The sequence below is a fragment of the Kitasatospora sp. NPDC096147 genome (assembly GCF_044763225.1).
Taxonomy (GTDB): Bacteria; Actinomycetota; Actinomycetes; order Streptomycetales; family Streptomycetaceae; genus Kitasatospora.
Genome location: NZ_JBIWFX010000008.1, coordinates 76,365 through 97,599 on the forward strand (window position 1 = coordinate 76,365; position 21,235 = coordinate 97,599).

The 21,235-nt window shown below is 74.0% G+C and carries 20 protein-coding genes; 8 read left to right on the forward strand and 12 right to left on the reverse strand.

Annotated elements, in window-relative coordinates:
- Positions 1-111: 111 nt before the first annotated feature.
- Positions 112-1,059, reverse strand: coding sequence for an SDR family NAD(P)-dependent oxidoreductase (locus ACIRBX_RS24210; RefSeq protein ID WP_402299363.1), 948 nt, complete (start codon positions 1,057-1,059; stop codon positions 112-114).
- Positions 1,060-1,192: 133 nt separating this feature from the next.
- Here ACIRBX_RS24210 and ACIRBX_RS24215 point away from each other — a divergent pair, with 133 nt between their 5' ends.
- A complete protein-coding gene (locus ACIRBX_RS24215) occupies positions 1,193-2,491 on the forward strand; it encodes a sensor histidine kinase (RefSeq protein ID WP_402299365.1) in 1,299 nt (432 codons plus the stop codon).
- Entirely contained in the window at positions 2,488-3,150 is a 663-nt protein-coding gene (locus tag ACIRBX_RS24220) for a response regulator (protein ID WP_402299367.1), read from the forward strand. Before ACIRBX_RS24215 ends, ACIRBX_RS24220 begins: the two co-directional genes overlap by 4 nt.
- Positions 3,151-3,241: 91 nt before the next feature.
- On the opposite strand, the gene ACIRBX_RS24225 is transcribed toward ACIRBX_RS24220, so the two are convergent.
- The 4 genes from ACIRBX_RS24225 to ACIRBX_RS24240 all read right to left on the reverse strand — a co-directional run bounded on the left by ACIRBX_RS24225 (position 3,242) and on the right by ACIRBX_RS24240 (position 9,534).
- On the reverse strand, positions 3,242-4,174 hold the full coding sequence (locus ACIRBX_RS24225; RefSeq protein WP_402299368.1) for an L-tyrosine/L-tryptophan isonitrile synthase family protein: 933 nt from the start codon (positions 4,172-4,174) through the stop codon (positions 3,242-3,244).
- A 116-nt stretch (positions 4,175-4,290) separates the two neighbouring features.
- The gene (locus tag ACIRBX_RS24230) at positions 4,291-5,574 is read right to left on the reverse strand and encodes a cytochrome P450 (RefSeq protein ID WP_402299369.1); all 1,284 of its coding nucleotides are present in this window, start codon (positions 5,572-5,574) and stop codon (positions 4,291-4,293) included.
- Between the two features lie 53 nt (positions 5,575-5,627).
- A complete protein-coding gene (asnB, locus tag ACIRBX_RS24235; protein ID WP_402299370.1) occupies positions 5,628-7,469 on the reverse strand; it encodes an asparagine synthase (glutamine-hydrolyzing) in 1,842 nt (613 codons plus the stop codon).
- A gap of 601 nt (positions 7,470-8,070) precedes the next feature.
- On the reverse strand, positions 8,071-9,534 hold the full coding sequence (locus ACIRBX_RS24240) for an MFS transporter (protein WP_402299371.1): 1,464 nt from the start codon (positions 9,532-9,534) through the stop codon (positions 8,071-8,073).
- A gap of 385 nt (positions 9,535-9,919) precedes the next feature.
- Between ACIRBX_RS24240 and ACIRBX_RS24245 the strand changes: the two genes are divergently transcribed.
- Positions 9,920-10,810 carry a lytic polysaccharide monooxygenase gene (locus ACIRBX_RS24245; RefSeq protein WP_402299372.1) on the forward strand — a complete coding sequence of 297 codons (891 nt, stop codon included), beginning with the start codon at positions 9,920-9,922 and terminating at the stop codon, positions 10,808-10,810.
- A 77-nt stretch (positions 10,811-10,887) separates the two neighbouring features.
- Here the strand turns inward: ACIRBX_RS24245 and ACIRBX_RS24250 are convergent, their stop codons facing one another.
- The gene (locus ACIRBX_RS24250; protein WP_402299373.1) at positions 10,888-11,397 is read right to left on the reverse strand and encodes a ricin-type beta-trefoil lectin domain protein; all 510 of its coding nucleotides are present in this window, start codon (positions 11,395-11,397) and stop codon (positions 10,888-10,890) included.
- 441 nt (positions 11,398-11,838) lie between these two features.
- Positions 11,839-12,114, reverse strand: a complete 276-nt coding sequence (locus ACIRBX_RS24255; RefSeq protein WP_402299374.1) for a DUF6959 family protein — start codon at positions 12,112-12,114, stop codon at positions 11,839-11,841.
- 126 nt (positions 12,115-12,240) lie between these two features.
- Between ACIRBX_RS24255 and ACIRBX_RS24260 the strand changes: the two genes are divergently transcribed.
- Both ACIRBX_RS24260 and ACIRBX_RS24265 read left to right on the forward strand, forming a co-directional pair.
- Positions 12,241-12,576 (forward strand): hypothetical protein, encoded by a 336-nt coding sequence (locus ACIRBX_RS24260; protein WP_402299375.1) that lies wholly within the window; start codon positions 12,241-12,243, stop codon positions 12,574-12,576.
- Positions 12,577-13,045: 469 nt separating this feature from the next.
- On the forward strand, positions 13,046-13,771 hold the full coding sequence (locus ACIRBX_RS24265; RefSeq protein WP_402299377.1) for a transglycosylase family protein: 726 nt from the start codon (positions 13,046-13,048) through the stop codon (positions 13,769-13,771).
- Between the two features lie 79 nt (positions 13,772-13,850).
- On the opposite strand, the gene ACIRBX_RS24270 is transcribed toward ACIRBX_RS24265, so the two are convergent.
- The 5 genes from ACIRBX_RS24270 to ACIRBX_RS24290 form a co-directional block, all read right to left on the reverse strand.
- A complete protein-coding gene (locus tag ACIRBX_RS24270; protein ID WP_402299379.1) occupies positions 13,851-14,069 on the reverse strand; it encodes a hypothetical protein in 219 nt (72 codons plus the stop codon).
- Positions 14,066-14,467 carry a hypothetical protein gene (locus tag ACIRBX_RS24275; protein ID WP_402299381.1) on the reverse strand — a complete coding sequence of 134 codons (402 nt, stop codon included), beginning with the start codon at positions 14,465-14,467 and terminating at the stop codon, positions 14,066-14,068. The genes ACIRBX_RS24270 and ACIRBX_RS24275 overlap by 4 nt, the downstream gene beginning before the upstream one ends.
- Positions 14,468-14,581: 114 nt before the next feature.
- Complete coding sequence (locus ACIRBX_RS24280) at positions 14,582-16,036, reverse strand: sensor histidine kinase (protein WP_402299382.1); 1,455 nt, start codon at positions 16,034-16,036, stop codon at positions 14,582-14,584.
- Positions 16,033-16,731, reverse strand: coding sequence for a response regulator transcription factor (locus ACIRBX_RS24285; RefSeq protein ID WP_402299384.1), 699 nt, complete (start codon positions 16,729-16,731; stop codon positions 16,033-16,035). The genes ACIRBX_RS24280 and ACIRBX_RS24285 overlap by 4 nt, the downstream gene beginning before the upstream one ends.
- A 169-nt stretch (positions 16,732-16,900) precedes the next feature.
- Positions 16,901-17,350 (reverse strand): MarR family winged helix-turn-helix transcriptional regulator, encoded by a 450-nt coding sequence (locus tag ACIRBX_RS24290; RefSeq protein ID WP_402299386.1) that lies wholly within the window; start codon positions 17,348-17,350, stop codon positions 16,901-16,903.
- 75 nt (positions 17,351-17,425) lie between these two features.
- Between ACIRBX_RS24290 and ACIRBX_RS24295 the strand changes: the two genes are divergently transcribed.
- From ACIRBX_RS24295 to ACIRBX_RS24305, 3 genes are all read left to right on the forward strand, one after another.
- Positions 17,426-18,526 carry an ABC transporter substrate-binding protein gene (locus ACIRBX_RS24295; protein ID WP_402299388.1) on the forward strand — a complete coding sequence of 367 codons (1,101 nt, stop codon included), beginning with the start codon at positions 17,426-17,428 and terminating at the stop codon, positions 18,524-18,526.
- Between the two features lie 74 nt (positions 18,527-18,600).
- Positions 18,601-20,073: an APC family permease gene (locus ACIRBX_RS24300; RefSeq protein ID WP_402299389.1), complete on the forward strand. Its 1,473-nt coding sequence runs from the start codon at positions 18,601-18,603 to the stop codon at positions 20,071-20,073.
- Positions 20,074-20,078: 5 nt separating this feature from the next.
- A complete protein-coding gene (locus ACIRBX_RS24305; protein ID WP_402299880.1) occupies positions 20,079-21,092 on the forward strand; it encodes an acetamidase/formamidase family protein in 1,014 nt (337 codons plus the stop codon).
- Positions 21,093-21,235 lie beyond the last annotated feature (143 nt).

Sequence of the window (21,235 nt, forward strand, 5' to 3'; positions counted from 1 at the left end):
CCGACCGTGCCCCGGCGGTGTCGTGCCCGGGCGTGCCCGTGGCGGTAGGCGGTGCCGTGGCGGTGGGTGCCGACCCACCGTCACGGCGCCGTCTCCGCGCCGGAGTCCGGGCTACTGCCCCCGGCTCGGCTGGACCATCCGACGGCCGGCGGTGCTCCCGCCGTCCACCGCGACCGACGCCCCGGTCATGTACGGGAAGTCGTCCGAGGCCAGCCCGAGCACGGCACGCGCGATCTCCGCCGGATCGGCCATCCGCTCCAGGCCGTCCACGTTCAGCGGGCCCCAGGCCTGCCGGTACGCCGCCCAGTCCGCGTCCGGGATGCCAGGCGGCCGGACGAAGGCGGTGTCGGTGGTGCCCGGTAGCACGGCGTTCACCCGGATGCCCTTGGTGCCGTAGGCCAGTGCGGCGGCCTTCACCACACCCTGCACCGCCCGCTTGCTCGCGCTGTACGCCGCCCCGTTCGGCCGGGCCTGCTCGGCCGCCGAGGAGGCGGTGCAGAGGATCACGCCCCGTCCGGCCGCGAGCATGTGCGGCACCTGGTACTTGACGGCCAGGAACACGCCCCGGGCGTTGGTCAGCTGCACGTCGTCCCACTCCTCGACCGTCAGCTCGTGCGGCAGCTTGCCGTTGCCCACACCCGCGTTGTTGAAGGCGATGTCGAGCCCGCCGTACCGGGCCGCGATCCGGTCCACGAAGCTCCGCACCTGGTCGGCCACCCGGACGTCGGCCTGGACGTACGTCGCCTCACCGCCCGCCGCCCGGATTTCCCGCTCCACCTGGCGGCCCAACTCGGCCCGGCGACCGCAGAATCCGACGTGAGCGCCCTCGGCGGCGAAGGCGACCGCCGCCGCCCGGCCGATGCCCGAGGTGGCACCCGTGATCACCACCGACCGGCCCTCGAACCGCCGCCCCTGCGGGCGCTCCCGCTCACGCGCCGCCGCACCGGGTGCACCCGCCCCGAGCACGGCCGCCCCCAGCGCCGCAGCCCCGCCGAGCACCGCCCGCCGGCCCGGCGCGGTGCGCTCCTCGCTGTCCTGCCTCGTCCTGTTCTTCTCCATGGCCACCACGCTCGCAGCGGCACCGGGCCGTCCGCCTCCTGCCCGCAGCCGCACCCACCGGCCTCCGGGAGGAGCCGCCGCTCCTCCCGGGGCAGGAGCCGAGGGGTGCGAACTCCGGCCTAGGGTGGCCTCCGTGAACCGACAGCGACTCGACCAGATCGGCCGGCACTTCGGCACCGCGCGCGTCCTGGCGATCGTCGCGCTGCTCGCCGGTGACCTGGTGCTGGTCGAGCGGCCGGCCGGTCTCCGGGACTGGGCGTTCGCCGCCGCCGGGCTCGCCCTCTGCCTGCCGGCCGGGCACCGCCCGTCATCAGCGCGGGGAGCGCTGGGGCCACTGGCGGCGGTGATCACGCAGTCGGTCCTGCTGGTGGTGGCGCACGGCACCGGTGCGGGCGTCGTGCCGACCCTGAAGGTGCTCGCCGCCCTGACCGTCTTCGAGTTGGCGGTGCGGCATGCCGGTCGCGCTCCGCTGATCGGCGCCGCCGTGCTGGCCGGTGCGGTGCTGGCGAACCGGCTGCCCGACCTGCCCGGCGAACTGCCCTCGGTGCTCTACAAGATGGGCGTCGTGGCCGGTCTGCCGCTGCTGGCCGGCGGATACCTCCGGATGACCCATGAGCACGCGCGGGACCGACAGCGCCGCGCGGAGCAGCGGCTGTCGGCTGCCCGTTCGGCAGCGCGGGCGGCCGAACGCACGGCCATCGCGCGGGAGTTGCACGATCTGGTGGCCCATCACGTCTCCTCCATGGTGCTCCGGGTCGGGGTGGCCCGTCACGTCATCCCCGCCGCCTCGGCCGGCCACGGCGGCGACCCCCGGATCGCCGAGGTCCTCGACGACCTGCACGCCAGCGGCAGCACCGCCCTGGCCGACCTGCGCCGGCTGGTCGCGGTGCTGCGCGACCGGGACGGCACCGGCTCCGACCCCGCCCTGCTCACCCCGGGCGCACTGCCCGCCGCACTGGAGGCGGTGGTGGAGCGCAGCAGGGGCACCGGGCTGGACGTCGGCGCCGAGGTGGACCCGGCGCTCGCACGGCTGGACCCGGTACGGGGGCTCGCCGTGCTGCGCCTGGTCCAGGAAGGGCTGGCGAACGCGGCCAAGCATGCCGGGCCCGGCGCCCGCGCAGAGGTCACCGTCACGCTGGGCGGCGACGACACCGTCCACCTGGCCATCCACGACGACGGCGCCGGTGGTTCCGCGCCACCCCCTCGACGGCCGGCCGACCGGCAGCCCACCCCGACCGCCCCCGGGGCCACCCCGGGTACGGCGGCCCCGGGGGCGGTCTTCCCGGGCCCGGCCGGGCACGGGCTGATCGGCATGCACGAGCGGGTGGAGCTGCTCGCCGGCCGGCTGGATGCCGGGCCCGCCCCCGGCAGGGGCTGGCTGCTCAGCGCCGAACTCCCGCCCCTCTCCCACGTCTCGGAGCCCTGCGCATGATCGGTGTCCTCGTCGTCGACGATCAGCAGCTGGTGCGGATGGGACTGCGCATGCTGTTCGGGGAGGCCCCCGACATCGAGGTGCTGGGCGAGGCGGAGAACGGCGCCGAGGGCGTCCGGCTGGCCGGACTCCTGGCACCCGACGTGATCCTGATGGACCTGCGGATGCCCGGCACCGACGGCATCACGGCCACCCGCCGGATCGTCGCCGCCCGCCCCGGAGCACGGGTGGTCGCCCTCACCACCTTCGACGACGACGAGCACCTCTACCCCGCCCTGGAGGCGGGTGCCTGCGGCTTCCTGGTGAAGGACACCCCGCCGCCCGAACTGCTCGACGGCGTCCGCCGGGCGGCCGAGGGCCGCGCCGTCTTCAGCCGCACCGCCTTGGACCGCATCGTCACCCGGGCCGTCGGCACCGCCACCGCTCCGGGGCCGGCGGCGACCGACGCCGACCTGGCCGCCCTCACCCCGCGCGAACGGGAGGTGCTCGGTCTGGTCAGCGCCGGCCTCTCCAACCAGGAGATCGCCGAACGCCTGTACCTGGGGATCACCACGGTGAAGACCCACGTCGCCAACCTGATGGGCAAGACCGGCCGGGACAACCGCATCCGCCTCGCCGTGCTGGCCGTGCGGGCCGGGCTCGCCCACGATCACGGCTGACCCGGCCCGGGCTCGGCCGGCTCCGGGCCGGGTCAGCCGAGCCGAGGCCAGCCGGTCCGGGACCGACCGATCCGGAGCCCACCTGTCCGGGTCAGTGCTCCCGGTAGTGACTCGGCCGGCCGTCCCGGGTCACCAGCCTTCCCAGCCGCGCCGCCTCCTGCCGGTGCATCAACTCCCTTCGGCCGTCCGCCCGGTGCAGCACCACGGAGTGCCAGGGCGTGGTCCAGGCGTCCGGCGCGTCCAGCAGGCGGATGCCGAACTTGGCGGCGCCGTGCGGCTGCGGGTGGATCGACAGGCGGACGGTGCGCGGGTGGTGCTCCGCGATCAGGTCGCCCCAGGCCCGGCTGCGCTGGATGACCCCGTAGGCGCGCCTTCGGCACTCCCGTTGCAGGGCGGATCTGGTGCCGGTGAAGTCGACGGTGTCCTCGGTGAGGAAGCGGGTGATCCCGCAGTAGAGCGCGCGGAGGTGCTCGTCGCTCCGGGCCTCGGCGCGCAACTCCTCGACGGCGGGCGCGTACCGCGCGTGCACCCTGGCGCGCTTCTCGTCGTACGGGAGGTCACCGAGCACGTCCCGGAGGTCGAAGACGGACAGCCGGGTCAGCCGCTCCCGCCGGATCATCGCCGCCAACTCGTCGGCGTAGGCGTCGATGTGCGCGTCCGGCACCCGGATCAGATCGCCGAAGATGTGACCGTCCGAGCAGATCTCCATCCGGGCGCCCGGCTCGTACACCTCGCCGACCGCTCGGCAGAGCCCGTCCAGGAAGGTCAGCGAGAGCCGTTCGCCCTCGTCGGGGAGGTGGCCGAGCACCTTGGCGGGGCTGGGAGACTTGCAGGGGAAGCCGGGCAGGGTGAAGACGATGGGCTCCCCGACCGTCACGAACTCCGCGATCTGACGCAGCTGTTCGGGAAAGATACCGGGGTTCGCGGTGCGGTCGGTGGATCGTCGGTGCGGCAGCAGCAACTCCAGGACGGCGGTGCTGATCCGCCCGGTGGTGTCGGCCGTCGTGCTGACGGTCGTGGGCATGCTTCTCCTTCTCCGATGGCGTGCGGGCACGGCGGGCCACCCGGGCGGCGTGGGCCGGACGGGGGTGGACCGGGTGGAACCGGGTGGGACCGGGTGGGACCGGGTGGTGGTTGCGGTCAGCGCCGCTCGTCGTAGCTGACCGGGAGCAGGTTCACGCCCCGGGCTAGCACGGCCGGGATCCAGGTCAGTTCTCCCAGCGGCCGGGCCGGGCGGAGGCCGGGCAGGCGGGCGAGCAGGGTCCCGAGGGCGACCTGGAGTTCGGCCCGGGCCAGGGCGGCGCCGGGGCAGAAGTGCACACCGTGGCCGAAGGCCAGGTGGGGGTTGGGGCTGCGCTCCAGATCGAGCACGTCCGGGTCGGCGAACTGCGCGCCGTCCCGGTTGGCCGCGCAGAGCGAGACGATCACCGAGTCGCCGGCCGGGATGCGGGTGCCGTGGAGCTCGCTGTCCTCGGCGAAGAACCGCCAGGTGGTGAGCTCGAACGCGCTGTCGTGGCGCAGCAGTTCCTCGACCGCCCGGGGCAGCAGGGCCGGGTCGCTCCGCAGCCGCGCCAGCTCGTGCGGATGACGGAGCAGCGTGACCACCATGGTGGTGATCTGGTTGGTGACGGGCTCCTGCCCGGCCACCAGGAGCTGGAACACCATCGAGTCCAACTCCTCCGGGGTGAGCTCCCCAGCGTCCCGGGCGGCGACCAGCCGGGAGAGCAGGCCCGCATCGGGACGCGTACGCCGGTCGGCCACCACCTCGGCGATGTACCCCTGGAGACCGGCGAGCCGCGCCTCGTAGGCGGCACGCCCCGGGTCCTGCGGCCCGACCGGCTGGACCACCTTGCCCCAGTCCCGGTCGAAGCGGTCCGCCAACTCGGCGGGGAGACCGATCACTTCGGCCAGCACCCGGAACGGGTAGTGCGCGGCGAAGCCGGCCACCAGGTCGGTGCCGCCGTCGGCGGGCGTCGCGGGCAGGGCGTCCACCAGGGCGTCGGCGATCTGCTGGAAGCGCGGCCTCAGGGTCTCCACCCGGCGCGGCGCGAAGGCGTCCAGTACCAGGCGGCGCATCCGGGTGTGCTCCGGCGGGTCCTGGTGCAGCAGGTGCACCTGGAGCTGGGAGTGCTGGGGCTCGGGCATGATCGAGGCGAGCGCCCGCCAGTCGTCGTTGCCCAGGCGGTGGTTCTTGCCAAGGCGGGGGTCGTTGAGCGCGGCATGGGCGGCCTGGTAGCCGGTGACCAGCCAGGCCGCGATCCCGGACGGGAAGCGCACCCGGTGGACCGGCCCGGCCTCGCGCATCCGGCGGTAGAGGTCGTAGGGGTCGGTCTTGTAGGCGGCGCCGTGCAGCGGTATCGGTTCACCGGCGGCGGCGGTGCCGGTGACGGGGCAACGGCCTCCGGCGCGGTCCTGTGTGGTCATCTGCTCTTCCTCCACGGTGGGTTCGGTCTGCTTCCCCGGACGATCCGGCGGGCTCAGACGGCAAGGACGGGACGGTGGTGGTCGAGCCAGAGGGCCAGGTCGACCACCCGCTCCAGGCGCAGGCGGTGGCCCCACTGGAGCTGGTCGGCAGGGGTGTCGAGGGTCGCCTTGACGACCGCTTCGTCGGCGATGTCCCGCACGTACGGGGCGTCCAGCGCCGCGCGGGCCAGCGCCTGGAGCCCGGCGTTGTAGGCGGCGTGGTGGGTGGCCGGGTAGTGGTTCTTCGGCCGCCACAGCACCGAGTCCGGCGCGAGGCCGTGCCCCGCGTCGCGCAGCAGGCTCTTCTCCCGGCCGTCGTGGCTCTTCATCACCCAGGGGGTGTTGAAGGCGTACTCGACGAGGCGGTGGTCGCAGTACGGCACTCGCACCTCCAGGCCCTGGGCCATGCTCAACCGGTCCTTGCGATGCAGCAGTTGACGGAGCCAGCGGGTGAGGGAGAAGTGCTGCACCTCGCGCAGCCGGTGCTCGGCCGGGGTCTCGTCCGGCAGGTGCGGCACGGCCGCCAGGGCGGTGCGGTAGGTGTCCTCGTGGAACTCGCCGATCCGCAGCGCGGCGGCCAGGTCCGGATGGATCGGCATGGCGGCCTCGTCCCCGGTGACCAGCAGCCAGGGGAAGGTCGGTGCGGCCAGCGCCTCGGGCCGGTGGAACCACGGGTAGCCGCCGAACACCTCGTCCGCCGCCTCCCCCGAGAGCGCCACGGTGGAGTGGCGGCGGATCTCGCCGAACAGCAGGTAGAGCGAGGTGTCCATGTCGCCGACCCCGATCGGCGAGTCCCGGGCGACCACCACGGCGCGGCGGTGCTCCGGGTCGAGCAGGGCGCGCGGGTCGAGGATCACGGTGGAGTGCTCGGTGCCGATGTGGGCCCCGGCCTCGATGGCGAACGGCGTGTCGTGGCCGGTGCGCAGCACGTCTCCGGTGAACCGCTCGGCCTGGTCGCTGTAGTCGACGGCGTAGGAGCGCAGCCTGGTGTCCGGCCCCTGACGCAGCCTCAGCTCGTCCGCGACCAGGGCGGTGACCACGGTCGAGTCCAGTCCCCCGGAGAGCAGGCTGCAGAGCGGGACGTCCGCCTCCGTCTGCGCCCGCGCCGCGCCGCCGACCAGCTCCGCGACCCGCTCCCGGGTGGCCGCCAGGCCGTCCGTGTGCGGACGCGCCGTCAGCTCCCAGTAGCACCGCTCTCGGACCCCCGCCCGGTCGAGCACCAGCATCCCGCCGGGCGCCACCTCACGGACGCCCGCCCACACGGTCGGCCCGGTGTCGAACAGCAGCCCGTACGCGTGGCGCAGGCCGTCCGCATCGACGGTCGGGATCACCTCGGGGTGGGCGAACAGCGCCTTCGGCTCCGAGCCGAAGGCGAGACCGCCGTCGACCGGCGTCCAGTACAGCGGCTTGACCCCGAGCCGGTCACGGACCAGCAGCAGGCGCTCCTGCCCCCGCCGCCGTTCGTCCCAGACGGCGAAGGCGTACATCCCCTCCAGTCGGTCGACCATCCCGTCGCCCCATTCCAGGTAGGCGCGCAGCACCACCTCGGTGTCGCTCCGGGTGGTGAACCGGTGTCCCCTGCCTGCCAGTTCGGTACGGAGGTGGTGGTGGTTGTAGACCTCGCCGCTGTAGGTCAGCACCACCTGGGGGTGGTCGGGGCGGTCGGCCATCGGCTGGGCGCCGCCTTCGATGTCGATCACCGACAGCCGACGGTGGCCGAGGGCGGCGTGCCGGGTCAGCCAGACGCCTCCGGCGTCGGGGCCGCGCAGCGCCATGGTGGCGGTCATCGCCTCAATGACGGGGGCTTGTCGGCGGAGGTCCTGGTGGAAGGACGACCAGCCGGTGATTCCGCACATACGGGTACTCCGGGTGTGAGTGGTGGGTGTGGAAGGGGAGGAGGGGCGGCCCGGCTGCACTCGGGCACTCGGGCACTCGGGCACTCGATCGGCCGGCGACCCGGCGCGTCAGCTCGTCGGCTCGTCGGCTCGTCGGCTCGTCGGCCGACCATGGCAGGGCTGTCGGACGGCCGGGCCAGGCAGGCACGCAGCCACGCCCAACAACCCGGCAGGGCAACCAGATCGAGGACCCGATACGACCACCGGGCCGGGCGAGGCCACCGAACGACCGCCCGGACGACCAGGCCGACCGCCTCGGACAGCCCTCCCGGACGGCCAGGCCGACCGCCCGACCCGGACCGCCGAACGACCGAGCCGGGCAAGGCCGTCGGTGACTGACTCAACTACCCGCTGCGGCACCTCGTCCCGGACCCTGCCATCCGGTCGGGCAGCCCAGCAGCGCGCGAATCGGACTTCCCCGGAGGGCAGTTGGTTCGACATCCGGTCAGGCGGCAAGCCCACCGCCGCGCCATCGGCCGCGCCGAACGCCGTCCGAGAGCCGCGCCGGACGGCCGCGCCCGGACGTCAGGTCGACCGGGAAGCCCGCCTCGGCGAAGAGCCGTCACCGCGCCTGGCCCCGCACCGCGCGGCCAGGGCCGAGGCCGGGGTCGGGGTCGGGCGACCGGGTCAGGCCGCCGGCGCCGCTCCCGTGCCGGGCGAGCAGCGGCACCGCCAGGCAGGCTCCCCCCGCCGCCACCGCCAGTGCGACCCGGAGCCCGGTGTCCGGGTGCGGTCCCGCCCCCGGTCCGGCCAGGCTCCAGACAGCGGTGGCGACGGCCGGACCGAGGGCGAAGCCCAGGCTGCGGGCGAGTTGGACGGTGGAGGCGGCCGTGGCCATCGCGGCGGGGGCGGCGGAGCCCATCGCCATCGCCTGGGACGGCCCGCCGTACAGTCCCGTGCCGGCGCCCGCGAGGGCCAGCCTCCAGGCGAGGTCCGGCAGTGTCCAACCGTCCTGGACCGGCACGAGCAGGAGGAAGCCGAGGGCGGTGAGGGCGGCTCCGGCGGTGGCGGTGGGCCGTGCGCCGAAGCGGTCGGCGAGTCGGCCGCCGACCGGGCCGGCCAGGCCCATCGCGAGGGGGAAGCAGAGCAGGGTGAGCCCGGTGGCGGTGGCCCCGGCCGCCCCCTCCCGCTGGAGGTGCAGGGCCACCAGGTAGTGGACGGCGGCGAACCCGGCCGCGACGGCCAGCACCGCGCAGTTCAGGCCGCCGGTCCGGTTCTCCCGCAGCACCGTCCTGACGGGCCGTCCACCCCGCCGCAGCCAGTACAGGGCGGGTGGCACGGCCAGGGCCACGACCAGCAGTCCGGCGGGCCGGTCGGTGGCGAGGGTCAGGGCGAGCAGCACGGCCGCGACCGCGCCGCCGACGGCGGCGGCATCCGCCAGCTCGGACCTGCCCGGACGTTCCAACCGCCCCTCCCGGGGAAGCTGGTGACGTGCCACCAGCCAGGCGGCGAGGCACACCGGCAGCTTGACCAGGAAGATCGCCCGCCAGCCCAGCTGATCCAGCAGCACCCCACCGAGCGCCGGTCCGAGCACCGCCCCCAGCGGGCCGAGCGTGGCCGGGACGCTCATCGCCCGTCCCCGCAGGCCGGGCCGCACCGACCGCATCGCCAGGACCGGCATCAGCACGAACAGCACCGCTCCGAAGCCACCCTGCACCACCCGGGCCAGGATCAGCACCACGGCCGACGGCGCCGCCGCCGCAACCACCGCGGCCAGCGCGAAGCCGGCCACCGCGAGCCGCAGTGCGGGCCGGGTGCCGACCCGGTCCAACCACCGCCCCGCCGGCAACAGCAGAGCCACCAGCGGGAGTTGGTAGCCGAGCACGGCCCACTGGGCGACTCCGTCGGATATCCGGAGATCACCGGCCAGGTCCACCAGCGCGAGGTTCACGATGCTCATGTCCAGCATGGCCAGGAAGGAGAGGCCCCCGGCCACCAGCACCAGGCCCCACCGGTCGGGTGCCTCGGGCCGGGACGGTCGTGCCGGGGCCGACCGCCGTGGCGTCTCGCCGTCGGAGCGCAACACCGCACCTCCTCCTCCAGGGGGCACGGAGTGTGCCCGGTGGAGGAGTCGGACCGACTCCCCGGCGAGTTCCGAACATCCGGCTGATTCTTCGTCCGGTCGCCGCTGCCGGCTCGGCGCGGACCCGACCGCGATCGGCCCTGCGGGGCGGGGGTACCCGACCGGCCCGGCATCCCCGCCAGGAGATCGCTCTCCGACCCAGAACGGAGAACAGTACGTCAGATCCCTTAAGCTGCAAGCCTATTGTGCATGGTCCAGACCAATCGTACTCTCTGCGGAGGGCCACCCCTGGGCCGTCCCCCACCGTACGCCCGTGGACTCGTCCACGGGCGCGGGCCGACGCGCCCTCCCCCACGAACGGCCCGAAGTCCGGTCAGGAGACCCCCACATGTCCTCAAACCGACGTCTGCTGCAAGCCGGTGCCACCGGCGCCGCAGCGCTGTTCGCCGCTGCCCTGCTGCCGGGCACCGCCTCGGCCCACGGCACCCTGTACGGCCCGGTCAGCCGGGTCGCGGCCTGCTACGCGGAGGGTCCCGAGACCCCCAAGTCCCAGGTGTGCAAGGACCTGGTCGCGATGAGCGGCACCCAGCCGCTGTACGACTGGAACGAAGTCAACATCGCCAACGCGAACGGGCAGCACCAGAGCATCATCCCGGACGGCAAGCTCTGCTCCGCCAACCGGGACAAGTACAAGGCGCTCGACATGCCCCGCACCGACTGGCCGGCCACCAACGTCACGGCCGGCAGCCGGGCCTTCAACTTCCGGGTCACCGCACCGCACTCGGGCACCATCACGGTCTACATCACCAAGGCCGGCTACGACCCGACCAAGGCCCTCAAGTGGTCCGACCTGGACCTGGCCAACCCGGTCGTGCAGACCCCGGTGACCCGGACCGCCACCAACGGGTACTACCAGTTCAACGGCACCCTGCCGAACCGGACCGGCCGTCAGCTGCTCTACCTGGTCTGGCAGCGCAACGACAGCCCGGAGGCCTTCTACTCCTGCTCCGACGTGGTCTTCGGTGCCGCCGCCGCTGCCGCCGCCCCGCAGGCGCCGAGCGAGCAGCAGCTCACCGCCGGTCTGGCGAAGTCCACCGTCAGCCACCACGGCCACGGCGGCGACGAGGCGGCCGTCCCGGCCGCGGCCAACGTCCGGGCCGCCGGTCTGGGCGGCGGCTCCACCGGCTCCCTGGTCCTGGGCGCCTCCTCGCTGGCCGCCGCCCTGGCCGCCGGCGTCTTCGTGTTCCGCCGTCGCCCCGCGACGACCGGCGGGAACTGACGGAGGATCAGCGACCGTGCCCGCCCCGCGACTGCGGGGCGGGCACGGTCCGCACCGACCGGCACCGGCCGGTGGTGCTACAGCCAGACGGCCCAGTCCTGGACGGCGGGCCAGGAGGAGTTGCAGGTCCACAGGGTCATCTGGGTGCCGTTCGCGAAGCTGTTGCCCTCGTTCGTGATGCACTGGCCCGAGTTGAACATCGGGGTCGTCCGGTTGTTGCCCCGGTCGTAGTGGCTGCCGACGTTCCACTTCTGGACGGCGGCACCGGTGCAGTCCCAGAGCGTCAGGACCGTGCCGTTGGAGTAGCTGTTGCCCCGAGGGGTGATGCACCGGCCGCTCTGGACGTGCTTGACCTCGCCCGAGCTGGAGAACTGGAACTTCTGGACGCCGGAGCCGGTGCAGTCCCAGAGCGTCAGGACGGTGCCGTTGGCCGTGCCGTTGCCGTACGGCGTGGCGCACTTGGGCGTCGCGCCGTAGACGATGAAGTCCTGGGTGCCGGAGACAGCCTGCGAGGAACCGATGTTCGCCAGGCTCAGCGCCAGGGTGGCTGCGGCGACGGCAGCGGTGCGACGCACGGTGTTCTTCATGACGACCTTTCGGACGGACGACAGTGGGGTGGGAACGGGCGGATCGCCCGAGGGGACGGCGGTGCGCAGGAGCCCGTCGACAGGGGACGGCACGCCCTCCCCGTGATCCCGGCGCCCGGCCCCGACGGCGCCGCCAGGCTCGCTCGGCACCACCTCCGAGCTCGGCCGCAACGGACCGGACGCATTTGATCATGTGCGGTCCGAGGTCACCAACTCCCCGCGCGACATCGCCGTGACACCGGGCGCCGCCGGGTGTTACCGCCGTGATACCTGGGCTGGCCTCGATGGCACCGGGCGTACCGGGGCCGGCGGTCATGGCCTGGACGGCTGCGACTCCTCGGTGCGTCTGACGGGTAACGGAAACGGAGCAGGACCGATCACGAGGAAGCTCTGCAAGCGCATCGCCACGAGCGCAGCGGTCACCGCGATGGCGCTGCCCGGTCAGAAGGGTCGTACGATGCCGTGCTCCTCCAGGACTGCGGTGTAGCCGGCCAGCAGCTCGTCGAGATCGGCGAGGAGGTACGCAGCCAGTTCACCGGCCTCCTCGACGTCACGCTGCTCGCACGCCGCCAGGATCCCGGCGACCTCGTCCCGGATGACCGACAGCGAGTCCCCCTGGACGAGCACACCCGGGAAGCGGCGCGGGGGCAGGCGGACGACGGCGTTGTTCCCGGGTTCGGTGAACAGCTCGGCGGTGACGTGTTCCACGGGTTTCATCCAACACGAGCACCACCGGCCGGTGCCACCGGTTACCGCAGCCACCGCAAACCGATTGCGGCCGGGAGCGGACCTCTGCGAACGTGCAGGCGTCCCGCTCCTGCGACGAGATTCGGCGGTATCACCATGGACCGGTTCGTGGGCCGGGGGCGCCTCGAGTGGTGGGCCAATCCGTTGCTGTGCGTGGAGCGGTACGACCTCGACCTCACCGTCACGGTCGACGCGGCCGGCACGTGGCGGGCGAGCGCCACGCACCGCCCTGCCCTCGACCCGGCCCGACGGGAAGGCTGGGACTTCCTCCTGGAGCTGGACCCGCACTTCACCGTCGCGTTCCCCGGGGAGGAGGTCGGCGCGATCGTGGTGCGCGTGGCCCAGGCGGCGGACGGGACCCTGACCCTCACCGACGCTCCGGAATGGGACGGGACCGGCTCCGTCACCTTCGACATCGACTGCGGTCCGTGACACTCGCGGATGGGTGTGAGGGGGGCCACGGGCGGGTGCGGTCGGGTCGGACCCTCCGTGGCCGGGCGCTCGCACTCGGTCGAGACCGCACCCCCGAGCACCACCGCCAGGCAGTGGCGCCGGTCACAACAGCACCCGCAACGATCTCCCCCACCGCCCGTCCGGCCCGCCACCTCGGGCCCCGGACCCGGACCCTACCTTCGGTAACCCCACCCTGAGCTGCGATCTCCTCCAAATCCTTGCCCCCACGCCCAACCACTCGTAGCTTCGAAACCAGTGCACAGCGCACCACCCGGGCCCACCCCGCAGCCCCCGCCCACCCGGCGGCCGGGCACACACGGCGAAGGTGACCGGGGCGGCAGACCGCGACCGACACGCGAACAGCCGCCCACCGAGTGCGACATCGCGGAACACCCCCCTCGCGGGGCCCACTCCGTGCTGTCCGTCCGGGGCTTCCGAGAGGATCCGTATGACCTTCCGTCACGAGACCACCGCTGCCACCACCACCTCCTCCGCCAAGCGCAACCGCCTGCGGATGGTCCTCATCGGCGGCGCCGTGGCCGCCCTCCCGGCAGCAGGCCTCGTCACGGCCACCTCGGCCTCCGCCGCGTCCTCCTCCACCTGGGACGCCGTCGCCCAGTGCGAGAGCACCGGCAACTGGAACACCAACACCGGCAACGGCTTCTCCGGCGGCCTCCAGTTCACCCCCAGCACCTGGGCCGCCTACGGCGGCACCCAGTACGCCGGCTCCGCCGACCAGGCCACCAAGGGCCAGCAGATCGCCGTCGCCGAGAAGGTCCTCCAGGGCCAGGGCCCCGGCGCCTGGCCCGTCTGCTCCGTCAAGGCCGGCCTCACCAAGGGCGGCACCCCCGCCCAGACCGACACCTCGGCTGCCAGCACCCCGGCGAAGTCCACCAAGACCGCCAAGTCCGCGGACCAGACCACCAAGGCCACCCCCAAGAACGACACCCAGGCCGCCACCCGCAGCACCGAGCGCACCCCGGTCACCAAGACCACCCCCGCCGCCCCCACGCAGCAGAACACCGGTGACAGCTACACCGTCAAGAGCGGCGACACCCTCGCCGCCATCGCCGCCACCAACGGCGTCGACCTCCAGACCCTCTACACCAACAACGCCTCCGTCATCGGCGACGACATCGACCTCATCCTGCCCGGCCAGGTCCTCAGCATCTGACCCCACAGAAGACCAGCCACGGCACACCACGAAGCCCCCGCGCACCGACCCACACGGCGCACGGGGGCTTCGACCGCTCTCAACCGTCCTCGGTGCCGTCCGCGTCAGCCTCGGCCGCCGCGCTCTCGGCCGCGTCGAGCTTCTGCCCCATCTCCTGCGCCCGGCCGTCGTCGGCTGCTGCCGACTGTCCCGGCCGGGCGTCGGTGCCCGGGCGTCCGGCTGTCGGGCCGCAGGCGCTCAGACCCAGCGCTGCCACGATCACCAGCGCGACCACGGCGGCGGCCTGACGGCCGGTCACTTGGCCTGCGCCGGAGCGCCGGGCTGGGTGGCGCACCAACTCGCCACCGCCTTGAGGTCGTTCTGCCGGGTCTGCAGGGTGGTGAGCAGGCTCTTACGATGGGTCAGCCGGTCGTTCAGCAGGGTCTGGATCTCGGCGTGGCCGGCGGACTTGGCGTTCGCCACCCGCTGCTCCAGCCGGGCCACCGAGCCGGTGACGGTCGCGTCGCCGTTCAGCCGGGTCAGCGCGGCGCCGACGTGCTCCTGGGTCTTCGGGAGCCGCTTGCAGATCGCCTTCGCGCCGTCGCCCTTCGGGGCGCTCGTGGGCTTGGTGTCCGCCTGCGCGGGTGCGACGGCGAGCAGGGTGCCCGCCAGGGCGAGTGCTCCGGCGAGGGCGGCGGCCTTGTACGTACTGGGCATGGCTGGATCTCCTTCGGTGCCGAGGGTCCCCGGCCCCGGGTCACGGGGCCGGCCGGTCCGGAAGCTAGCGCGCTTTCTTGTGGAATCCCTGTGGGCGCCCGCCCTCGCCGCCCGTCAGTGCCCTCGGTCCGTCGCCAGCCAGTCCCGGCGGGTCAGCCCCTGCGCCGGCACGGCGGGTGCGTCGGCCCGCAGCAGCGGCAGCCGGACCTCGAAGCGGGTGCCCACCTGCCCCGGACCGGGCCCCGCGGTGACCGTGCCCCGGTGCAGCGCGGTCTGCTGCGCCACCAGGGTCAGGCCGAGGCCGGACCCCGGGCTGTCCGGCCGCCGGTGGAAGCGGGTGAAGACGGCCTGCCGCCGCGCCGGTTCGATCCCGGGGCCGAGGTCGCCGACGGAGAGCACCGCGCACCCGCCGTCGGTCCGGAGCCGCACCGCGACGGTGCTCGGCTCGCCCGGCAGGTGCCCGTGCACCACGGCGTTCCCCAGCAGGTTGGCGAGCAGGATGCGCAGACCGCCCTCCCATCCGAACACCCGGACCTCCGACGGAAGGTCGGCGGTCAACCGCACCTCGGGATGGCGGCGCCGGGTCTCCCCGACCGCGTCCCCGACCAGCTCCGCGAAGTCCAGCGAGCCGAAGGCCGAGGCCTCGACCAGGTCGCCCTGGGCCAGGGTCCGTAGTGCGGTGAGGAGTTCGTCCATGCGGCCGTGGTCCGCGCGGAGGTCCCGGACGATCTCCGCGCGCTCGGCGGGCGGCAGGTCGGGGTGGGCCGCGAGCACGTCGAGGTCGGTGCGCATGCTGGTCAGCGGGGTGCGCAGCTCGTGCGACGCGGCGGAGGAGAACAACCGGGCGGTCTCCAGTGCGTGAGCGGTCCGGGCCGCCTGTTCGTCGTAGCGGGCCAGCAGGGTGCCGATGGTGGTGGCGAGTTCGTCCACCTCCGCGATCCGGCTGCGGCCGGGGGCGAAGGCTGCGGCGCCGGCCGCCGGATCCAGTGCGGCGGCCCGGCGGCTGAGCCGACGGATCGACAGGGTGGCCCGGTCGGCCAGGGCGAGGGCGAGCAGCCCGGAGACCGGCGCGGCCAGCACGGTCACCAGCAGCACCCGGCGCCGGACGGCGGCGAGCTGGGGTCCGTCGGCGGCGGCCGGGGCGATCAGGGCCAGGGTGCCGGGTACCGCACCGTCCACCCGGACGGTCAACACCCGCCAGGCGCTGCCGTGTTCGCGGACGGTGACCGGGCCGCCGGGCTCGTTCGGCAACCGCGCCGGGTCGGCCGGGGACGGCCCGCCCGCCAGCACCACGGCACCGTCGGCGGCGGTGACCCGGACACCGGAGTCCAGCACGTCGCCGAGCACCTTGCGCCCCTGGTTCTGCTCCACCTTGGGCCGTCCGTTGTGGTCGGCGGCGAGCAGCGCCCGGGCCGAGGGCAGGACGGCGGCGGCCCGCTCCCGCAGCCTGGCGTCCTGCTGGCCCCGCAGGTCCTTGTTCACCAGTCCGAGCAGCAGGACGCCGGCTCCGAGCACCAGCAGCGGCACCATCACCGCCACCGAGAGGGCGATCCGGGTGGAGAGCCTCACCGCCCGTCCTCCCCACCGGGCAGCCGCAGGACGAAGCCGACGCCCCGCACGGTGTGGATCAGGCGCGGCCGTCCGCCCTCCTCCAGCTTGCGGCGCAGGTAGCTGACGAAGGTGTCGACCGCGTCGGTGCGCACCTCGAAGTCGTAGCCCCAGACCCGCTCCAGCAGGACGTCCCGGCTCAGCACCACGCCGGTGTTCCTGACCAGGTGCACCAGCAGCTCGAACTCCCGCCGGGTGAGGGTGATTTCAGCCGGGCCGTAGCGGACCTGCCGGGCCTCCTGATCAACCGTCAGCGGCCCGCAGCGCAGCAGCGCGGACGGCGGCGCGGGGCGGCGCCGCAGCAGCGCCCGCAGCCTCAGCACCAGCTCCTCCAGGGCGAACGGCTTGACCAGGTAGTCGTCCGCCCCGGCCTGCAGGCCGCTCACCCGGTCCGCGGTCTCGTCCAGGGCGGAGAGCATCAACACCGGTGTCTCGTCGCCCCGTTCGCGCAGGTCGCGGCAGACCTCGGTCCCGGAGGGTCCGGGCATCGAGACGTCCAGGACCAGGGCGTCGGCCGGCTCCACCGCCAGCAGGGCCAGCGCCTCGGGGCCGCTTCCGGCCGTCCGGACCGTGAAGCCGCTGAGCCGCAGCCCGCGCTCCAGCGATCGTCGGATCGCCGCGTCGTCGTCCACCACCAGGACCCGTCCGGCGCTCATCGGCTCTCCTCCGCTCCCGTCGTGAGGCGCCCCACGCTCTCATGCCTTCCCTCGGCCAGGCAGTCGGGGGTGCGCGGAGCGGCGACCGTGGCGGTGGCGCCCGGTCGGTCGGGTGCTCCGCACCCCGCTCGGCGGGCAGGGGTACCCGGGCCCGGCCCGCTCCGGCGGCTCAGGGAGCGGCGAGCCGGGCGAGCGCCTCGCCGAGGTCGGCCCGGCCGCAGGTCCGGCGGACGGCGTCGTCGTGGGCGGCGGCGAGGGCGTCGAGCCGGGTGAGGTGGGTGCGGCCCTGGCGGGAGAGGTGGGCGGTGATCCGGCGGCGGTCCTGGTCGCCTTGGCGGCGGTAGACCAGGCCGGAGTCGGCGAGGCCGTCGACCAGGCGGCTGAGGCTGGCCTGCGGGATCAGCAGGGCCTGGGACAGCTCGCCCATCGGGTGCCCGGCGCCGTCGGCGAGGGCGCGCAGCACGCGCCACTGGTCCACGGTGCAGTCCTGCTCCGCCAGGGCGGCGGCCAGGCCGCCGGTGAGACGGCGGTGGGCGAGTGCGACCAGCTCGACCAGCAGGGGCTGCGGACCCGTGGCCGCTGCCGGCGTGGCCGCGACGGCGTCGTGCTGCGCGGTCATCCTGAGCTCCCGTTCTGCCGGTCGGGTCGGCGGGTCTTTCCCGGGGCCGACATCGCGACCATACTCGCACCGGTGATGCTGGATGCGAGCCTGGTGGACCCGCTCGACGCGCTCCACGCGGACCGGCACGACCCGGCGGACCCGGCGTCGGGCGCGTTCCGGGTCGGCCTGGTCGTGCCGCAGTCCGGCGTGCTCGGGCTGACCGGCCCGTCCGCGCTGGACAGCGCGCTGCTCGCCGCCCACGAGGTGAACGAGCGCGGCGGGGTCCGCGACCGCCCGTTGGAGCTGGTGCTGATCGACGGCGGCGGATCACCCCCGACGGTCACCGCCGCACTCCGCCCGCTACTCGCGGCCGGGGCACTGGACGCGCTGGCAGGCTGTCACACCAGCGACGTGCACCGCGCGGTGGAGCGGCTGGCCGCCGGGCGGATCGCGTACGTGTACACCCCGCCGCACGAGGGCGGCTCACGCCGCGCCGGGGTGCTCTGCACGGGAGTCGGTCCGGCCGAGCAACTACGGTACGGGATCGGCGTCCTGACGGAACGTCACCGGCTTCGTCGGTGGGCACTGGTCGGGAACGACTACATCTGGCCGCGCTCGGTGCACCGGGCCGCCGCCGGTCTGGTGGCCGCCGCCGGCGCCGAGGTCGCGCTGGAGCGCCGGGTGCCGTTCGGCTCCGTCGGGCGCCAGGCGGAGGAGCTGCTGGACGCGCTGCGCGCGGCCCGGGCGGACGCGGTGCTGCTCAGCCTGGTCGGGCGCGACCTGGTGGAGTTCAACCGGGCCCTGCGGCGCAGCGGTGCGGATCGCCGACTCGTGCGCCTGTCACCGGCATTGGAGGAGAACGGCCTGCTCGCCCTGGGCGGTGACGAGACCGGGCTGCTGTACGCGACGATGCCCTCGTTCGCCACCCTGGCCGAGGAGCGCCGCCGGCAGCTGGCGGACCGTCACCGGCTGCTCTGCGGCCCGTGGGCCCCGGTGCTGGACGCGTACGCGGTGGGTCTCTACGACGGCCTGCACCTGCTCGCCGACCTGGCGTCGCGGGAGGGAGCCCTGACGCCGCAGCGGCTGACCGGGGCCGCCGGCGCCTTGGCCGCCACCGACGGGACCGGAGGGCCGCTCGGCCGCCGGGTGCACCTGGCCCGCGCGGACGGCGCCGGCTTCACCGTCCTGGGCTGAGCTGCCGCCCACCACTGGGGAAGCCTCCGCCAAACTCTTCCATATGGAAATAGTTGCGCCTACTGTCTCCTCCCATGACCGACTCCCCCACACCTCGGGACATCGAGGGCTTCGGCTACCGGCAGGAGCTCCGCCGTTCCCTGACCTTCAGTGACCTGCTCGTCTACGGGCTGGTGTTCATGGTCCCGATCGCCCCGTTCGGCATCTTCGGCGGCGTCTTCGCCGGCTCGGGCGGCATGGTCGCCCTGGCCTACGTCCTCGGCATGGTGGCGATGATGTTCACCGCGCTCTCCTACGCCCAGATGTCCCGCGCCTTCCCGATGGCCGGCTCCGTCTACACCTACGCCGGGCGCGGCATCGCCGCCCCGGTCGGCTTCCTCGCCGGCTGGATGATCCTGCTGGACTACGTGCTGGTGCCCGGCCTGCTCTACCTGATCGCCGGAGTGGCGATGAACTCGCTGGTGCCCGCCGTCCCGGTCTGGCTCTGGCTGGTCGGCTTCGTGCTGCTGAACACCGCCGTCAACTACCTCGGCATCGAGACCACCGCCCGGGTCAACAAGGCCGTGCTGATCGGCGAACTCCTCGTCCTCGCGGTCTTCGTGACGGCCGGGGTGGTGGCACTGGCGGCCGGCAAGGGGCGCGGCTTCGACCTCACACCGCTCTACGACCCGCACACCTTCTCCTGGAGCCTGGCCTTCGGCGCGGTGTCGATCGCGGTGCTCAGCTTCCTCGGCTTCGACGGCATCTCCACCCTGGCCGAGGAGAACCGGGACTCCGCGAAGGCGATCGGCCGCTCGATGGTGGCCGCGCTGCTGCTGGCCGGCACCCTCTTCATCGTGCAGACCTGGGTCGCCTCGCTGTTGGTCACCGACCCGGCGGCGCTGATCGCGAACGGCGACCCGGACGGCACCGCCTTCTACGACGCGGCCCGCACCGCCGCCGGCGGCTGGCTGGCCACCGTGACGGCCGTCGCCACCGCCGTCGCCTGGGGCTTCGCCAACTCCCTGGTGGCGCAGGCCGCCACCTCCCGGCTGCTGTTCGCGATGGCCCGGGACCGTCAACTCCCCTCCTTCCTCGCCCGGGTGCACCCCACCCGCCGGGTCCCGGTGAACGCCACCCTGCTCACCGCCGGCATCTCGCTCCTGCTCGGCCTCTACACCGCCTCCCGGGACGACGGCATCACCCTGCTCGGCACCCTGGTCAACTTCGGCGCGCTGACCACTTTCCTGGTGCTGCACGTGGCTGTGGTGGTGCACTACCTGGTCCGCAACCGCAGCCGGGACTACTGGCGGCACCTGATCGCCCCGGCGATCGGCTTCGCGATCCTCGCCTACGTGATCGTCAACGCCGACATCGCGGCCCAACGCCTCGGCTTCGTCTGGCTGTTGATCGGTGCGATCGTCCTGGCGGGGCTGATGGCCACCGGCCGCCGGCCCCGGCTGTCCGTCACGGACGGCGCCCAGAGCGCCGAGGCCACCCCGAGCACCGACAGCACCCAGAACACCGACAGCGCCGAGCGCGCCCGGAAGACCGGAGAGTCCACGTGACCACCCTGCCCGAGCCCGTCGTCCTCTCGCCCGGCCCCGAGGACTACGCCTACACCTTCGGCGGCCGACCCCCGCTGACCACCGTCCAGCCAGGCACCGTCGTGGAGTTGACCACCGAGGACTGCTTCGGCGGCAAGGTGCGGTCGGCCACCGACCTGCCCAGCCAGGTCTGCGTCTTCCCCTACCTGAACCCCGTCACCGGCCCGATCGCGGTGGCCGGCGCCGAGCCGGGCGACCTGCTGGCCGTGCACTTCGTGGAGATCGCCCCGACCCGGGACCACGGAATCTCCAGCACCTTCCCGCACTTCGGCGCCCTGACCGGCACCCACCAGACGGCGATGCTGCACCCCGCGCTGGAGGAGCGGGTCTGGTTCTACGACCTCGACCCGAAGCGCGGGCTGTGCCACTTCCGGGCCCACACCGGGGACTTCACCGTCGCACTGCCGCTGGCCCCGATGCACGGTACGGTCGGCGTGGCCCCGGCCGGCGGTGAGGTGCTGGCCTCCATCACCCCCGGCGCGCACGGCGGCAACCTCGACACCCCCGAGATGCGGGCCGGCACCACCGCCTACTTCGGCGTCAACGTCGAGGGCGGCCTGCTCGCCATCGGCGACGGCCACGCCCGCCAGGGCGAGGGCGAGGTGTGCGGCACGGCGGTCGAGGCGGCGATGCGCACCACCGTCGTGGTCGACCTGGTCAAGGGCGCGGGCCCGGCCTGGCCGCGCCTGGAGAACGACGACTTCCTGATCACCACCGGCTCGGCCCGCCCCCTGGAGGATGCCTTCCGGATCAGCCAGCACGACCTGGTCTCCTGGACCTCCGGGCTGCTCGGCCTCGACCAGCTCGACGCCTACCAGCTGGTCAGCCAGGCCGCCCTGGCGCCCGCCGCCAACGTCTGCGACACCAACTACACGATGGCCGCCAAGTTCCCCAAGTCCCTGCTCGGCCGCACCCGCGCCTACGACGGCCTGCACGACCGCCTCCGGGAGACCGCCGCCGCCTATCTGCGCCACCGCTGAGCGCCCCCGGCCCACGGCTGCCCGGCCCGGCCTCGTACACCTCCCCGTCGAGCCGCCGATCCGGGGAGGCCGGGGGCCGGGGGCCGGTCGGCCGGAGCCTTCGACGTACCGTCACCCACCGCTCCGCCGAAACCACTTGCCAA

Excerpts from the sequence above, each read along its gene's own strand:
- ACIRBX_RS24295 (WP_402299388.1), top strand. The coding sequence starts at position 17,426 with ATGCTGGATGCGAGCCTGGTGGACCCGCTCGACGCGCTCCACGCGGAC.
- asnB (WP_402299370.1), bottom strand. The coding sequence starts at position 7,469 with ATGTGCGGAATCACCGGCTGGTCGTCCTTCCACCAGGACCTCCGCCGA.
- ACIRBX_RS24285 (WP_402299384.1), bottom strand. The coding sequence starts at position 16,731 with ATGAGCGCCGGACGGGTCCTGGTGGTGGACGACGACGCGGCGATCCGA.
- ACIRBX_RS24275 (WP_402299381.1), bottom strand. The coding sequence starts at position 14,467 with ATGCCCAGTACGTACAAGGCCGCCGCCCTCGCCGGAGCACTCGCCCTG.
- ACIRBX_RS24220 (WP_402299367.1), top strand. The coding sequence starts at position 2,488 with ATGATCGGTGTCCTCGTCGTCGACGATCAGCAGCTGGTGCGGATGGGA.
- ACIRBX_RS24245 (WP_402299372.1), top strand. The coding sequence starts at position 9,920 with ATGTCCTCAAACCGACGTCTGCTGCAAGCCGGTGCCACCGGCGCCGCA.
- ACIRBX_RS24255 (WP_402299374.1), bottom strand. The coding sequence starts at position 12,114 with ATGAAACCCGTGGAACACGTCACCGCCGAGCTGTTCACCGAACCCGGG.
- ACIRBX_RS24265 (WP_402299377.1), top strand. The coding sequence starts at position 13,046 with ATGACCTTCCGTCACGAGACCACCGCTGCCACCACCACCTCCTCCGCC.
- ACIRBX_RS24300 (WP_402299389.1), top strand. The coding sequence starts at position 18,601 with ATGACCGACTCCCCCACACCTCGGGACATCGAGGGCTTCGGCTACCGG.
- ACIRBX_RS24210 (WP_402299363.1), bottom strand. The coding sequence starts at position 1,059 with ATGGAGAAGAACAGGACGAGGCAGGACAGCGAGGAGCGCACCGCGCCG.
- ACIRBX_RS24260 (WP_402299375.1), top strand. The coding sequence starts at position 12,241 with ATGGACCGGTTCGTGGGCCGGGGGCGCCTCGAGTGGTGGGCCAATCCG.
- ACIRBX_RS24290 (WP_402299386.1), bottom strand. The coding sequence starts at position 17,350 with ATGACCGCGCAGCACGACGCCGTCGCGGCCACGCCGGCAGCGGCCACG.
- ACIRBX_RS24225 (WP_402299368.1), bottom strand. The coding sequence starts at position 4,174 with ATGCCCACGACCGTCAGCACGACGGCCGACACCACCGGGCGGATCAGC.
- ACIRBX_RS24250 (WP_402299373.1), bottom strand. The coding sequence starts at position 11,397 with ATGAAGAACACCGTGCGTCGCACCGCTGCCGTCGCCGCAGCCACCCTG.
- ACIRBX_RS24230 (WP_402299369.1), bottom strand. The coding sequence starts at position 5,574 with ATGACCACACAGGACCGCGCCGGAGGCCGTTGCCCCGTCACCGGCACC.